This window comes from Elioraea sp. (assembly GCF_022842375.1).
Taxonomy (GTDB): Bacteria; Pseudomonadota; Alphaproteobacteria; order Acetobacterales; family Acetobacteraceae; genus Elioraea_A.
On sequence record NZ_JALHPR010000006.1, the window covers coordinates 93,712 to 107,669 of the forward strand.

General features: G+C 69.7%; 12 protein-coding genes. 1 reads left to right on the forward strand and 11 read right to left on the reverse strand.

Annotated elements, in window-relative coordinates; all coding sequences use genetic code 11:
* Positions 1-16 precede the first annotated feature (16 nt).
* The 9 genes from gltX to Q0C38_RS07660 form a co-directional block, all read right to left on the reverse strand.
* A complete protein-coding gene (gene gltX / locus Q0C38_RS07620) occupies positions 17-1,372 on the reverse strand; it encodes a glutamate--tRNA ligase (protein ID WP_291296475.1) in 1,356 nt (451 codons plus the stop codon).
* Positions 1,369-1,689: a hypothetical protein gene (locus tag Q0C38_RS07625; RefSeq protein WP_291296476.1), complete on the reverse strand. Its 321-nt coding sequence runs from the start codon at positions 1,687-1,689 to the stop codon at positions 1,369-1,371. The genes gltX and Q0C38_RS07625 overlap by 4 nt, the downstream gene beginning before the upstream one ends.
* Positions 1,686-2,111: a hypothetical protein gene (locus Q0C38_RS07630; protein ID WP_291296477.1), complete on the reverse strand. Its 426-nt coding sequence runs from the start codon at positions 2,109-2,111 to the stop codon at positions 1,686-1,688. The genes Q0C38_RS07625 and Q0C38_RS07630 overlap by 4 nt, the downstream gene beginning before the upstream one ends.
* Complete coding sequence (locus tag Q0C38_RS07635; protein WP_291296478.1) at positions 2,108-3,772, reverse strand: NAD+ synthase; 1,665 nt, start codon at positions 3,770-3,772, stop codon at positions 2,108-2,110. The genes Q0C38_RS07630 and Q0C38_RS07635 overlap by 4 nt, the downstream gene beginning before the upstream one ends.
* A 9-nt stretch (positions 3,773-3,781) precedes the next feature.
* On the reverse strand, positions 3,782-4,708 hold the full coding sequence (locus tag Q0C38_RS07640) for a DMT family transporter (RefSeq protein WP_291296479.1): 927 nt from the start codon (positions 4,706-4,708) through the stop codon (positions 3,782-3,784).
* Positions 4,709-4,711: 3 nt separating this feature from the next.
* On the reverse strand, positions 4,712-5,839 hold the full coding sequence (locus Q0C38_RS07645; protein ID WP_291296480.1) for a nicotinate phosphoribosyltransferase: 1,128 nt from the start codon (positions 5,837-5,839) through the stop codon (positions 4,712-4,714).
* Between the two features lie 4 nt (positions 5,840-5,843).
* Complete coding sequence (locus Q0C38_RS07650) at positions 5,844-7,226, reverse strand: class II 3-deoxy-7-phosphoheptulonate synthase (protein WP_291296481.1); 1,383 nt, start codon at positions 7,224-7,226, stop codon at positions 5,844-5,846.
* Between the two features lie 101 nt (positions 7,227-7,327).
* The gene (gene gorA, locus Q0C38_RS07655; protein WP_291296482.1) at positions 7,328-8,692 is read right to left on the reverse strand and encodes a glutathione-disulfide reductase; all 1,365 of its coding nucleotides are present in this window, start codon (positions 8,690-8,692) and stop codon (positions 7,328-7,330) included.
* A gap of 168 nt (positions 8,693-8,860) precedes the next feature.
* Complete coding sequence (locus tag Q0C38_RS07660; RefSeq protein WP_291296483.1) at positions 8,861-10,339, reverse strand: NAD-dependent succinate-semialdehyde dehydrogenase; 1,479 nt, start codon at positions 10,337-10,339, stop codon at positions 8,861-8,863.
* Positions 10,340-10,581: 242 nt separating this feature from the next.
* On the opposite strand from Q0C38_RS07660, the gene Q0C38_RS07665 reads away from it, so the two are divergent.
* Positions 10,582-11,166 carry a hypothetical protein gene (locus Q0C38_RS07665; protein ID WP_291296484.1) on the forward strand — a complete coding sequence of 195 codons (585 nt, stop codon included), beginning with the start codon at positions 10,582-10,584 and terminating at the stop codon, positions 11,164-11,166.
* A gap of 14 nt (positions 11,167-11,180) precedes the next feature.
* Here the strand turns inward: Q0C38_RS07665 and Q0C38_RS07670 are convergent, their stop codons facing one another.
* Together Q0C38_RS07670 and glmS are read right to left on the reverse strand one after the other, a co-directional pair.
* Complete coding sequence (locus Q0C38_RS07670; RefSeq protein ID WP_291296485.1) at positions 11,181-12,086, reverse strand: esterase family protein; 906 nt, start codon at positions 12,084-12,086, stop codon at positions 11,181-11,183.
* 48 nt (positions 12,087-12,134) lie between these two features.
* The gene (glmS, locus tag Q0C38_RS07675; RefSeq protein WP_291296486.1) at positions 12,135-13,958 is read right to left on the reverse strand and encodes a glutamine--fructose-6-phosphate transaminase (isomerizing); all 1,824 of its coding nucleotides are present in this window, start codon (positions 13,956-13,958) and stop codon (positions 12,135-12,137) included.

The window sequence follows — 13,958 nt, forward strand, 5'->3', positions numbered from 1 at the left end:
ATACGACACCGGATGGTCACGACACACCTCCTGCGGCCAGCGCAAGGCGCGAATATGCCCGATCGCGCCCCATCAGGGGAAGCAGGTCCTTCAGCTCCGGCCCCTTCTCCTCGCCGGTCAGGGCGAGGCGAAGCGGGTGGAACAGCGCCCTGCCCTTCCGCCCGGTGGCTTCGGTGAGCGCTGCGGTCCAGGACCTGAAGGTGGTGGTGTCGTAGGCGCCGGCGGGCAGCGCCGCGGCGGCGTCGGCGAGGAAGGCGCGGTCTCCTGCCTCGTCGATCGGCGGGGGAATGATGTTGCCCGACACCACGTCCCACCAGTGGCGGGCTTCCGACAGCATGTCGAGATTGCCGCGGACGGCGTGCCAGAACGCCTCTGTCGCCCCCTCGGGCAGGCGCTCGCGCACGGCCTCGAAGGGCAGCGCGTGCAGCACCTTGCAGTTGAGGCTGAGGAGCTGGGCAGGGTCGAACCTGGCCGCACTCCGGCTGAAGGCGCGGAAGTCGAAGCCGGCCACCAGCTCGTCCCACGGCGCAGGTGCGATGTCGGCCGAGGAGCCGAGGCGGGCGAGGTAGGCCACGAGGGCGGCCGGCTCGATGCCATCGCCCCGCATCGCGCGGAGCGAGAGCGAGCCGATTCGCTTGGACAGCGGCTCGCCCTCGGCGCCGACCAGCAGCGGCAGGTGCGCAAACGCCATCGCATCGGGTTTCGCGCCGAGGGCCGCGATGATGTCGCGCTGCACGCCCGTGTTGGTGATATGATCCTCGCCGCGGATGACGTGGGTGATGCCCATCTCGAGGTCATCGACGACGGAGGCAAAGGTGTAGAGGGGCGTTCCGTCGGCGCGGACGAGGACGGGATCAGAGACGGCGCCGAGCTTCACCGCGCGATGGCCAAGGACGAGGTCGTTCCACACCGCCTGGCCCTCGGAGAGGCGGAAGCGCCAATGCGGTGGGCGGCCCGAGGCGAGCGCCTTCTCGCGCTGCTCCGGCGAGAGGGCGAGCGCGGCGCGATCATAGATCGGCGCGAGCCCGCGCTTGAGCCGCTGCTCGCGCTTGAACTTGAGCTCGTCCTCGGTCTCCCAGCAGGGGTAGAGGCGGCCGGCCTTCTTCAGGCGTTCGGCCGCCTCGGCGTAGCGGTCGAGACGGTCGCGCTGGTGCAGCGGCTCTCCCTCCCAGGCGATGCCGAGCCATCGGAGATCCTCGGCGATCGCCGTCTCGTATTCCGGGCGGCAGCGTTCCGTATCGGTGTCATCGAGGCGGAGCAGGAACGTTCCACCGTGACGTGCTGCAAACAGCGCGTTGGCGACCGCCGCGCGTGCGTTGCCGACGTGCAGGTAGCCGGTCGGAGAGGGAGCGAAGCGGACGCGCGGGGTCAAGACGCTGCCTTTCGCGGCGTCGGATCGAGAGCCAGATAGTCGGTGTGCTCTGGCCTGGTCGCCGGACTGGCGATGCACCACGCGACCCATTCGCTGCTGTCGAATCCCCCGGCTGACGCGTACTCGCCGAAAGACATGTACTGGCTATGGTGCTCGACCGGATCAGGCGTGCGCAGACGCTCAATGTGCGAGCGGATGAAGCGGCGGGCATACTCGCGTGCAGCCTCCGCAGTCTGGAACCCTTCGACCGTCCACTCCTCGTCAGTGTCCATGAAGTGGAAGAAGTCGCCGCACGAGACGCGCCACGTGCGCGTCATGGCACATCATCCTCCCCGTCATCATCCCCGTGGTCATCGTCGTCGTCGTCGTCCTCGTCATCCTCGTCGCGGCGAGGGTCGAGGCTGCGCCAGTCGCGCGCCTCGTCGCCTGGCGGAACGGGGGTGGCGGCGAACAGCGCGAGCTCGGAGGCGCTGGTCCAGCCGCCCTCGGCGGCATCCAGCACCTCGGCATCCTCGCCGAAGGCGTGCCAGTCACCGGCAACGTCCTCGGGCGTCGCACCCGGCACGCGGCAGCGCTCGAGGCTGTCGCGCACGTAGCGGCGGGCGAAGGCGTTGGCGTGCATCAGCGTCTCGAAGCCCGCCACATCCTCCACCGCATCGGGGGAGGATGGGTCATCGGCCGAGAGGTCGCGGATTCGCACGACCCAGCCACCTTCGGGGGCAAAGATTCCGCCAATCATGTCACAAGCCCCGTGAAGCCGTTGGTCAGCGGATAGCGCCGGTCGCGGCCGAAGGCGCGGCGGGTGATCTTCACGCCGGGCGGGGCCTGGCGGCGCTTGTACTCGGCGCGGTCGAGCATCCGCCACACGCGCAGCACCGTTGCGCGATCGAACCCGCGCGCGACGACCGCATCCACCCCCTCCTCGTCCTCGACCAGCCCTTCCAGGATCGCATCGAGAACCTCGTAGGGGGGCAGCGTGTCCTGGTCGGTCTGGTTGGGCTTGAGCTCGGCCGAGGGCGGCTTTGTGATGGTGCGCTCGGGCATCACCATGCCATCGGGCCCACGGCCGTCGCGCGGGCGATGCGCGTTCCGCCAGCGCGACAGGTCGAACACCGTCGTCTTGTACACGTCCTTCAGCACCGAGAACCCGCCGCACATGTCGCCGTAGAGCGTGGCGTAGCCGACCGACATCTCCGACTTGTTGCCCGTGGTCAGCAGCATGTCGCCGAACTTGTTCGACATCGCCATCAGGATCAGCCCGCGCGAGCGCGACTGGATGTTCTCCTCCGTGATGTCGGGCGCGCGGTTGCCGAACACGGGGGCGAGCGCCTGGTGGAACGCCTCCATCGCGCCCGAGATCGGCACGCTGTCGTACCGGATGCCGAGCATGCGGGCGGCCTCGGCCGCGTCATCCAGGCTCTCCTGGCTCGTGTAGGGCGAGGGCAGCATGACCGCGCGCACCCGATCAGCCCCGAGCGCATCGACGGCGACGGCGGCGGTGAGCGCTGAGTCGATGCCACCCGACAGCCCGAGCACGACGCCCGGGAAGCGGTTCTTGTTCACGTAGTCGGCCAGGCCCAGCATCATCGCGCGGTAGATGTTCTCCTCCCGCACCTCGGCCGGCGGCAGCTTCTGCGGCACACAGACGAGGTGGCCGCCCTCGCGGCACCATTCCGTCATCGTCACGGCCTCGGAGAAGGAGGGCATGCGGAGGGCCGGCGCGCGATCGGCGTTGAGGATGAACGACGCGCCCTCGAACACGAGCTCATCCTGCCCGCACACCTGGTTCAGGAACACGAACGGCAGCCCCGTTTCCACCACCCGCGCGACGGCCAGCGCCTCTCGCGTGTCGTGCTTGCCCGCCTCGTATGGGCTGCCGTTGATCGAGAGCAGCATCTCCGCCCCGCTCTCGGCCAGCGTCTCGGCGACGGCGGGGAACCACCAATCCTCGCAGATCATCAGCCCGATGCGGAAGCCGCGGAACTGCACCGGGCCCGGTGCCGGGCCGGGCACGAAGTGCCGCTTGTCGTCGAACACGCCGTAGTTCGGCAGCTCGTGCTTGGCGCGTGCCGTCACGATGCGCCCACCCTCGAGCAGGAAGGCGGCGTTGTAGAGCTTGCCCTCCGTCCGCCACGGGCCGCCGACGATGAGGCCGGGGCCCCCATCGCCCGTCTCTGCCGCCAGCGCGGCAATCCGCGCGTCGCAGGCATCGAGGAAGGCGGGCTTCAGGATCAGGTCCTCGGGCGGGTAGCCGGCGATCGAGAGCTCCGGCGTCACCACGAGGTCGGCGCCCATCGCGGCTGCCTTTGCGCGGGCGGCGCTGATGCGCGCGGCATTGGCCGTCACGTCGCCCTGGTGCGGGTTCAGCTGCGCGAGCGCGATGCGGAGGGTGTCTCTCATGGGCGGAAGCTAGGTTCGGGGTGCCGGAGCGTCAACGCGTGACGGTGCGGGGCCTGATCCGCGCAGCACCCCGTAGAGCATGCCGGCCGTGACGAAGCCGACGCCCGCCAGCGCCCCGGGCCCAAGCGGCTCGTCGAGCAGCGGCCAGGCGGCAAGGGCCGCGAGCGCCGGCACGATGGCGGTGAAGAAGGCCAGCTTGGCCGGGCCGAGGGCCACCAGGGCGCGGGTATAGAGCAGCGAGGCGATCACCATCGCGAGCAGCCCCTGGTAGGTCGCCTGGAACGCGATCTCTCCCCACGAGGCTTCGCCGAGCCGGGAGGGGAGTGCCACCAGCCACACCGGGAGGTAGAGCGGCGCGCAGGCGACCCCGACCGCCACCGTCGCCTGCAGCGCCGTGACGCCCCAGCGGCGGATCAGCAGCGTGTAGACGGCCCAGAACGTGGTGCCCAGGAGGAACAGCAGGTCGCCCCGCCAGGCGCCGGGCTCGGCGATGAACCCGGCACCGGCCAGCAGCACGATGCCGGCGGCGACCATGGCGAGAGAGATCGCCTTCGCCCCGCCGACCCGTTCGCCGAGCCAGGCCCAGGCGACGAGCGCGGTGGCGAAGGGCAGCGCACCCGGCAGCAGAACCGCCCCGTGCGCGGCGGGGGCGAGGGTGAACGCGACATAGGCAGCGATCGGGAAACCCAGGCCCGCGCAGGCACCGAGTGCCAGCACGCGGGAGGGGGCGAGCCCCTTCAGCGCCCCGAACGCGGCAAAGGGGGCCAGCACCACGAAGGCGACGACGAGGCGGAGCGCGGCAATGTCCCACGGCGTCAGCACGCCGCGCGTCGCCCCCGCGCGGGTGACGAGGATGAAGCCCGTCCAGACGAACAGCACGAGGAACGCGCAGGCAAAGCCGATGCGCTGTTCGCGCGCGCGTGACGCCGGCTCCACCCGTCAGCGGGCCGGGTTGGCCAGCAGGAACTCGCGGCCGATCTTCACGCGCGGGATGCCGCCATAGGCGATGATGTCGGCCGTGGCGTAGGTCTCGCTCCACGCCTCCGGCAGGTACGAGCCGGTGCCGACGAGGTCGAGCGGGGCCTGCGTCTCGGCCATGATGCGGCACTTGGCGACCGAGAAGCCGGAGGAGCCGACGATGCGGGCGGCGCGGAACCCTGCCTCGTCCAACGCCTCGCGCATGCGCCACACCGCGGCGGCCGAGACGCCCGTGCCGACCAGCCAGCGCAGTTCCTCCTCCGACCGGTAGCGCCGGATCGCCTCGGGTGCGTGGCGTTCGAGGACGGCGTAGGAGGCAGCGGGGTCGAGCCCTTCCATGAACCGCCCGCCATGGGTGTCGAGGCGGAATGCCACCTGCCCCGACGCCGCCATGTCGGGGAAGCGGCGGCAGACGGCGAGCGCATCGGTGGTCTCGGTACCGAAATAATCGACCAGCACGGTGAGCGGTTCGTCGGGGAAGGTCTCGACGAACATCTCGGCGGCACGCAGCGTCGAGCCGGCATAGCCGATCAGCGCGTGCGGCATCGTGCCGAGGCCACGCTCGCGCCCGAAATGATGCGCGGTGGCATGCGTGGCGTTGCCGATGAACCCCCTCGCCCCGCGCGCCTGCGCCGCCCGCGAGCCGACGGAGGCCGCATAGGCCATCAGCTCCGCCATCTCGGTGCCGGCGCAGTGGCGCGCATCCATCGCGAGGAAGCCCGCCTGCGGGAGGGCGAGGCACATCTCGCGCGCGTTCCATGCCGCCACGCTTGGCGCGCCCAGCTTCTGCAGCAGGATCGTTTCGAGCTCGGCGAGTGCGACGAAACTGCCGGTGAGCGTGAGCAGCTTCTCGCCCGCCCCCACCTCGTCGCCTTCCTCGTAGAGCGGCGTGATGGTGACGGCATCGCCACGCACCGCGCGCAGCCAGTCGAGCGCGGGTTTCGCCGCCATCAGCACGGGGCGGCGGAGGAACACCGCATAGGTGACGGGAACGTCGCCGAAACGTTCGACGATCGCGCGCGTGCGGCTGAAATAGACATCGGTGCGCGCCGCGATCTCATCGTCCCGCGGCGACGCACCCGGTGCCATGGCCCTATTGGGCAGCCACCCGGCGGCGATCGGCCGGGATGCGACGCTCCTTCAGCTCGGCCGCCACGAGGAAGGCGAGCTCGAGGCTCTGCTCCGCGTTCAGGCGCGGGTCGCAGAAAGTGTGGTAGCGCGAGGAGAGAGCGGCTTCCGTGACGGTGCGCGAGCCGCCGAGGCACTCCGTCACGTCCTGGCCCGTCATCTCGACATGCACGCCGCCGGCCCAGGTGCCTTCCGCCTCGTGCACGTCGAAGAACTGCCGCACCTCGGAGAGGATCGCGTCGAAGCTCCGCGTCTTGTAGTCGTTCGAGGCCTTCACGGTGTTGCCGTGCATCGGGTCGGACAGCCACACGACCTTCCGCCCCTCGCGCTTGATGGCGCGCACGAGGCCGGGCAGCTTGGCCTCGACCTTGTCCGCCCCCATGCGGGTGATGAGCGTCAGCCGCCCGGCCTCGTTCTCCGGGTTCAGCGCATCGCAGAGCCTGAGCAGGTCGTCCGCCTCGAGCGACGGGCCGCATTTGAGGCCGAGCGGGTTCCTGACCCCGCGCAGGAACTCGATATGCGCGCCATCGGCCTGGCGGGTGCGGTCGCCGATCCAGAGAAGATGCGCCGAGCACGCGTACCAGTCGCCCGACGTGGAATCGACGCGCGTCATGGCCTGCTCGTAGGGCAGCAGCAGCGCCTCGTGGCTGATGTAGAAATCGGTCTCGCGGATCTGCGGCGTCGTGTCGCTCGTGATGCCGCAGGCGGCCATGAAGGCGAGCGTCTCGTCGAGGCGCGAGGCAAGGTCCTGGTAGCGGGCGGCGGCAGGGCTGCGCTCGACGAAGCCGAGGTTCCAGCGATGCACCTGGTGCAGGTCGGCGTAGCCACCCTGGGCGAAGGCGCGCAGCAGGTTCAGCGTGCTGGCGGAGTGGAAATAGCCCTGTTCCATCCGGCGTGGATCGGGAACGCGCGCCTCGGCGGTGAACTCGGGGCCGTTGACGATGTCGCCGCGGTAGGAGGGCAGCGTCACGCCGCCGATCGTCTCGTTGTCGGAGGAGCGCGGCTTGGCGAACTGCCCCGCCATGCGGCCCATCTTCACCACGGGAACGGCCCCGCCATAGGTGAGCACGACGGCCATCTGCAGCAGCACGCGGAACGTGTCGCGGATGTTGTTCGCCGTCATGTCGGAGAACGCCTCGGCGCAGTCACCGCCCTGGAGCACGAAGGCGCGCCCCTCGGCGGCGTCGGCAAGGGATGCCTTCAGCCGGCGTGCCTCGCCCGCAAAAACCAGCGGGGGAAATCGCCCGACCCGCTCCTCGACAGCGGCAAGGGCTGCGGCATCCGGGTAGGCCGGAAGCTGCCTGGCCGTCTTGCCCCTCCAGGAATCGGGAGTCCAGGGCGCGGTCATGACGTGTGTTCCTCGCGTGTTATGGTTGCAGTGCAGCGCAAGTTATGCACAAGCCGCCGCCCCGCGCTACTGCGCAGGGCGCATCGCTGCGTCGGGGCTCGCTACTCCGCGGCCTTGGCCAGCTGGTCGGGCCTGCGGGTGCGCATCGTCACGAACTCCTCGGCCGCCGAGGGGTGGATGCCGATGGTGCGATCGAAATCCTGCTTCGTCGCCCCCATCACCACCGCCACCGCGAAACCCTGCAGGATCTCGCCCGCATCCTCGCCGAGCATATGGACGCCGAGCACGCGCTGCGTCGGCCGGTCGACCACGAGCTTCATCAGCGTCCGCCGCTCGCGGCCCGAGATGGTGTGGCGCAGCGGGCGGAACCGGCTGAGATAGACATCGACCTCGCCATGCTTCGCAGCCTCAGCCTCCGTCAGCCCCACCGTGCCGATGGGCGGTGCGGTGAACACGGCGGTGGGGATGTTGGCGAGGCTGATGGTGCGGGGGTTTCCGCCGAACAGCGTATCGGCCAGCGCATGGCCCTGGCCGGTGGCGACGGGAGTGAGGTTCACCTGGTCGGTCACGTCGCCCAAGGCGTAGATGTGCGGCACCGAGGTGCGCCCGCCGGGCTCGACGATCACCGCACCCGTCTCCGTCACCGCGACGCCGGCAGCATCCAGGCCCAAGCCAGCGGTGGCGGGGCGGCGGCCGATCGTTGCGAACACCGCGTCGGTCTCGATGATCGTGCCGTCTGTCGCGTGCACAAGATACTCGTCGCCCGCACGCTCGACCTTGGCAATGCCCGTCTCGAAGCGAAGGTCGACGCCCGCCTCGCGCATCTCGGCGGCCAGCGCCTCGCGGATGTCGGCGTCGAAGCCGCGCAGGAACAGATGGCCGCGGTAGAGTTGCGTCGTCGCGACACCGAGGCCGGCGAGGATGCCGGCGAACTCGCAGGCGATGTAGCCGCCGCCGAGCACGACGGCGCGCCGGGGCTTCTCGGGCATCGCGAACAGCGCATCGCTGACGAGGCAATGCTCCGCCCCCGGGAACTCCGGCATCACCGACGCGCCGCCCGTGGCGATGACGATGTGCCTGGCCGTGATCCGCTCATCGCCCACAGCAACCGTGTGCGCATCGACGAGGCTCGCATCGCCATCGATGATGCGCGCGCCGGCACCGTCGAGCAGGCGGCGATAGACGCCGCCGATGCGCGTCGTCTCCGCCGTCACCGCCTGCTGCAGCTTGCCCCAGTCATGGCCGCGCACGTCGATGTCCCAGCCGAAACCGGCTGCGTCAGCGGCCCAGGCGCCGTATTCGGCGGCCTGGACCATCAGTTTCTTCGGAACGCAGCCGACATTGACGCAGGTGCCGCCCCAGAAGCGCCGTTCCGCCACCGCAACCTTCGCGCCATGGCCGGCGGCAATCCGCCCGCAGCGCACACCGGCGGAACCACCGCCGATGACGAAGAGATCGAAATCCATCCACTGCCTCCGGTCGAACGTTCTAAAGCCCGTTCGAGACGTCGCTGCCGTGAGTCGTATGGCGAGCGGTTTCGAGAACCGGAGCGGAGCGGCCTTGGGGCCGTGAGCACCGGAAGCGCAGAAACCCGAAGCCAGACGGCCACGGCAGTAGACGTATCGAGCGGGCTTTCAGGTGCCGATGCCTCCAAGCGCGACATACTTGATCTCGAGGTATTCCTCGATGCCGTACTTGGAACCCTCGCGGCCGAGGCCGCTTTCCTTGAACCCGCCGAAGGGTGCCACCTCGGTCGAGATGATGCCCTCGTTCGCGCCGATGATGCCGTATTCCAGCGCCTCGGACACACGGAACACGCGGCCCACGTCACGCGTGTAGAAATAGGCCGCGAGCCCGAACTCGGTGTCGTTGGCGAGCGCGATCGCCTCCTCCTCGGTGCGGAAACGGAACAGCGGCGCCACGGGCCCGAACGTCTCCTCGGTGAAGATCTTCGCCTCGCGGGGAACGTCGGCCAGCACGGTCGGCTGGAAGAAATTGCCACCGCGCGCATGCCGCGCCCCGCCGGTGACGATGCTGGCCCCCTTGGCCAGCGCGTCGGCGATATGCTCCTCGACCTTCGCCACCGCATCGGCGTTGATCAGCGGCCCCTGGCCCACGCCCGGCTCGGTGCCCGGCCCCACCTTCATCGCGGCGGCAGCCTCGGCCAGCCTCTTCGAGAAGGCGTCGAAGATGCCGTCCTGCACCAGGATGCGGTTGGCGCACACGCAGGTCTGCCCGGTGTTGCGGAACTTCGAGGCCATCGCGCCGACCACGGCGGCATCGAGGTCGGCGTCGTCGAACACGATGAAGGGCGCGTTGCCGCCGAGTTCCATCGAGACCTTCTTCACGGTCTTGGCGCAGGCCTCGAGCAGCACCTTGCCCACTTCGGTCGAGCCGGTGAAGGAGAGCTTGCGCACGATCGGGTTCTCGGTGAGCTCACGCCCCGTCTCGCCCGAAGGGCCGGTGATGATGTTCATCACGCCCGGCGGAAGCCCCGCACGCTCGGCCAGCACGCCGATGGCGAGCGCGGTGAACGGCGTCTGCGACGCGGGCCGGACGATGCCGGTGCAGCCGACGGCAAGCCCCGGCCCCATCTTCCGCGTGATCATCGCGGCGGGGAAGTTCCACGGCGTGATGGCGGCGAAAACGCCGACAGGCTCCTTCATCACCAGGATGCGCCGGCCCTTCGCGTTCTGCGGGATCATGTCGCCGTAGGCGCGCTTGCCCTCCTCGGCGAACCACTCGATGAACGATGCGGCATAGACCACCTCGCCCTTGGCCTCGGCGAGCGGCTTGCCCTGCTCGGTGGTCATGATGAGCGCAAGGTCGTCGGCGTTGGCGATCATCAGGTCGAACAGCTTGCGCAGGATCGCGCTGCGGTCCTTCGCCAGCATCGCGCGCCAGGCGGGGTAGGCCGCGGCGGCGGCCTCGATCGCGCGCTTCGTCTCGGCACGGCCGAAGGCAGGCACCTCGCCGATGACCTCGCCGGTGGCGGGGTTGCGCACGGGTGTTCCCCGGCCGTTGTCGGCCTCGACCCACTTGCCGTTGACGAGGCAGGCCTGGCGGAACAGCGAGGGGTCCTTGAGCGGCAGTGGTGCGGCTGGGTTCAGCATGGCGGTTCTCCCGTTTCCCTTTGGCGGCGAGCATACACCCCTCCGCCGCGCCGGTCGAACCGCCCTGGGCAGCGGGCACGCCGGGAACACAAGCCGGGAGAACGAGCCAGGAAAACGGGCTGGGCACACAAGCCGGTGAATTCACCCCCGGCGTGACTCGGATCAAGGAAAGCCGATCCCCATTTCTGCTAGCGCCGCCGGATGCGCCGTATTGCGGCATGACACAAAGGGGGGATTGCCCGATGACCTCCGCTGACTGGCAGCGACAGCCTGCCCGGGCCATGCCATGGGCTGCCTGGCCGGGACATCTGCGCCGGCGGTTCGGCCGGATGCTCGGCATCGGCATCGCCGTGATCGCGGGGCTCGTGGCGCTGATCGTCGCCCGCGCGGCCGAGGGGCGGCTCACGCCAGGCATCAGCCTCGGTATCCTCCTGGCCATGCTGCTGGTCGCCGGCGCGATCGTCAGCCGCGGCATCGCGCTCGGGCGGCGCGGCCGCGTGCCAGAGGCGAGCATGACGCTCGCATTCCTGGCCGTGCCGGCGGGCGTGACCGGCCTGCTGCTCGCCCCGGTTGCCCTGCTCGCACTGGGTGCCGGGATCTCCGATCCCGCTGCCTTCCGCACCTGGATCACGCCCGTGGTGTACGGGCGGCTCGAGCATTGGATCGTCGTCTCGGCAGGCCTCGCCCTGCTCGGCGTGGCGAGCATCGTGGTTGCGAGCCGTGGCGACAAGGCAGTCGCCACCGGCATGTGGCTCGGCGCAGCGTCCCTCGTCTCGGTGATCGTGTTCGGCGTTGCCGGCGGTTTCCTGTTCCGACCGGCGCTCTGACGAACGCGGCCGGATCAGTCCTGCCGCTGGGCGAGGGACTGGCGGGCGAGATGCGAGAACATGAAGGTCAACGCCTCATCGACCGTCGTTTCCCAGACCCGCATGGTGTGCCCGCCATCGACGACGCGAAGCTCGATCTCGTCGGGCTGGTGGGGGGTGAGCGTCTTGGACAGCATCGCACCCTCGAACGCCGTCTCGAGCCGGTCATGGTCGCCGGCGGCGATGAACAGCGGCACCCGCAAGGGCTGTGCCACGTAGCCGGGCAGGAGCGACGGCCAGTTGTCGGCAGCCCAGGCCTCGAGGCTGAACGCGCCGTCTCGCCCCGCGAACACGCGGGCGCGCCGCGCGGCGGATAATTGCGGCGGGATGTCGTAGTAGGTGGCAGGTGCCCAGAGGGTCGCTGCGCCGAACAGGCCCGGGTGGCGCATCGCGATCCGGAGCGCGCCATAGGCACCGGCCGAGTAGCCGGCGATGGCACGCCCCTCGCGCGTGGCCATCACGGGGTATTTCGCGGTCAAGTCCGCCAGCAGGTCCTCGACCACGGCACTTTCCGCCGGCTGGCCGGGACGGTCGAGCCACCAGGAATTGCGGCTGCCTGGCATCACCGCGATCAGCCTCGGCAGCCTGCCTGCCTTGATGCCCGCCTCGACGGCCTGCCAGAGCCTGAATTGGCCCGCCCAGAACTGTTCGTCCGCCCCGGCGCCATGCAGCAGCACGAGCAGCGGATAGGGGCCGCGCGCAGGATCGTACCCGGCGGGCAGGAACACGTTGTAGGGCAGGGTGCGGGTATCGTCGGCCGTGGTGATGCGGTCAGGAACGACGCGCCATTCGCTGTTCTGGCCGGAGGCCGCAGCAGCGGTCACGCCACCTGAGAACAGGATCGCTGCAAAACCCAGGCGAAGAGCAATACGACGCAGCATCAGGCCAGGATCATCCCCTTTACGGGAAGTGTGCCATGGAACGAGGCATCACTCCACCGTCACGCTCTTGGCGAGATTGCGGGGCTGGTCCACGTCCGTGCCCTTCAACACCGCAACATGGTAGGCGAGCAATTGCGCCGGAATTGCGTACAGGATCGGTGCGACGAAAGGATGAACGGATGGCAGGGCGATGGTATGCGCGCAGAGCGGGGCCAGCCGCGCGCAGCCAGCCTGGTCGGAGATGAGGATCACCCGTCCACCGCGCGCATGCACCTCCTGCACGTTCGAGGCGGTCTTCTCGAAAAGCGGTCCTGAGGGGGCCATCACCACCACGGGCACGGCCTCGTCGATCAGCGCGATGGGGCCGTGCTTCATCTCGCCCGCCGGATAACCTTCGGCGTGGATGTAGCTGATCTCCTTCAGCTTCAGCGCCCCTTCCATGGCGATGGTCCAGGCCGTGCCGCGGCCGAGATAGAGGACGTCGCGCGCCTCGGCCACCTCCTCGGCGACACCGCGGACGATGTTGTCGGCCTCCAGCACCTCGGCCGCCATCGCGGGCACCTCGATCAGCGCCGAGGTCAACTCCGCCTCCCGCCCGGCGGACAGGGTGCCGCGGGCGCGGCCTGCGGCGATCACGAGGCAGGCGAGTGCCGCCAGCTGCGTCGTGAACGCCTTGGTCGAGGCAACCCCGATCTCGGGCCCGGCCAGCGTGTGCAGCACGCCGTGGCTCTCGCGCTCCATCGCACTCTCGCGGGAATTCACCACCGCGAGGATCCGCTGGTCCTGCGTCTTGGCCCAGCGCAGTGCCGAGAGCGTGTCGATCGTCTCGCCGGACTGGCTGATGAACAGCGCCAGCGCGCCAGGGTCGAGCACCGGCTCGCGGTAGCGGAACTCCGAGGCGACCTCCGATACGGCCGGCATGCGGGCAATCTGCTCGAACCAGTCGCGCGCCACCTGCCCGGCATAGAGCGAGGTGCCGCAGGCAACGATCGACACGCGCGGGATGGCGGCAAGGTCGATGCCAAGGTCGGGCAGCGTCACCGCCCGCGTGGTGGGGTCGATGTAGCTTTTCAGCGTATCGCCGATCACGGCAGGCTGTTCATGGATCTCCTTCTCCATGAAGTGGCGGTAGTTGCCCTTGCCCACCATCGCGCCCGACACCGAGGTGCGGCGGATCTCGCGTTCGACCGGCTTGTCGTCGGCGTCGAACACCTCGGCCCCCGCGCCGGTGACGACGGCCCAGTCGCCCTCCTCGAGGTAGGCGATGCGCTCGGTCAGCGGTGCCAGCGCCAGCGCGTCAGAGCCGACATACATCTCGCCATCGCCATAGCCGATCGCCAGCGGCGAGCCGCGGCGCGCGGCCATGATCATGTCGTGGCGGCCGGCGACGAGGACGGCGAGGGCGAAGGCGCCGTGGATGCGCTTGAGCGTCGCTGCCATCGCGGCCTCGGGCGAGGCGCCGGCGGCAAGGTCACGGTCGAGCAGGCGGGCGACGGTCTCGGTGTCGGTCTCGCTCTCGAACTCCGCCCCCCCGGCGATCAGCTCGGCCTTCAGGTCGGCGTGGTTCTCGATGATGCCGTTGTGCACCACCGCGACATGGCGGGTCGCGATCGGGTGCGCGTTCACCTCCGACGGCCGCCCATGCGTGGCCCAGCGGGTGTGGCCGATGCCGGTGGTGCCTGGCAGGGGGCGCTGGTCGATCAGCGCGCAAAGGCGGGCGATCTTGCCCTCGGCCCTGCGGCGCTCGATGTGGCCATTCACCAGCGTGGCGATGCCAGCGCTGTCATAGCCGCGATACTCGAGGCGCTTCAGCGCATCGAGCAGAAGCGGTGCCGCGACCCCACGCCCGACGATCCCGACAATGCCGCACAT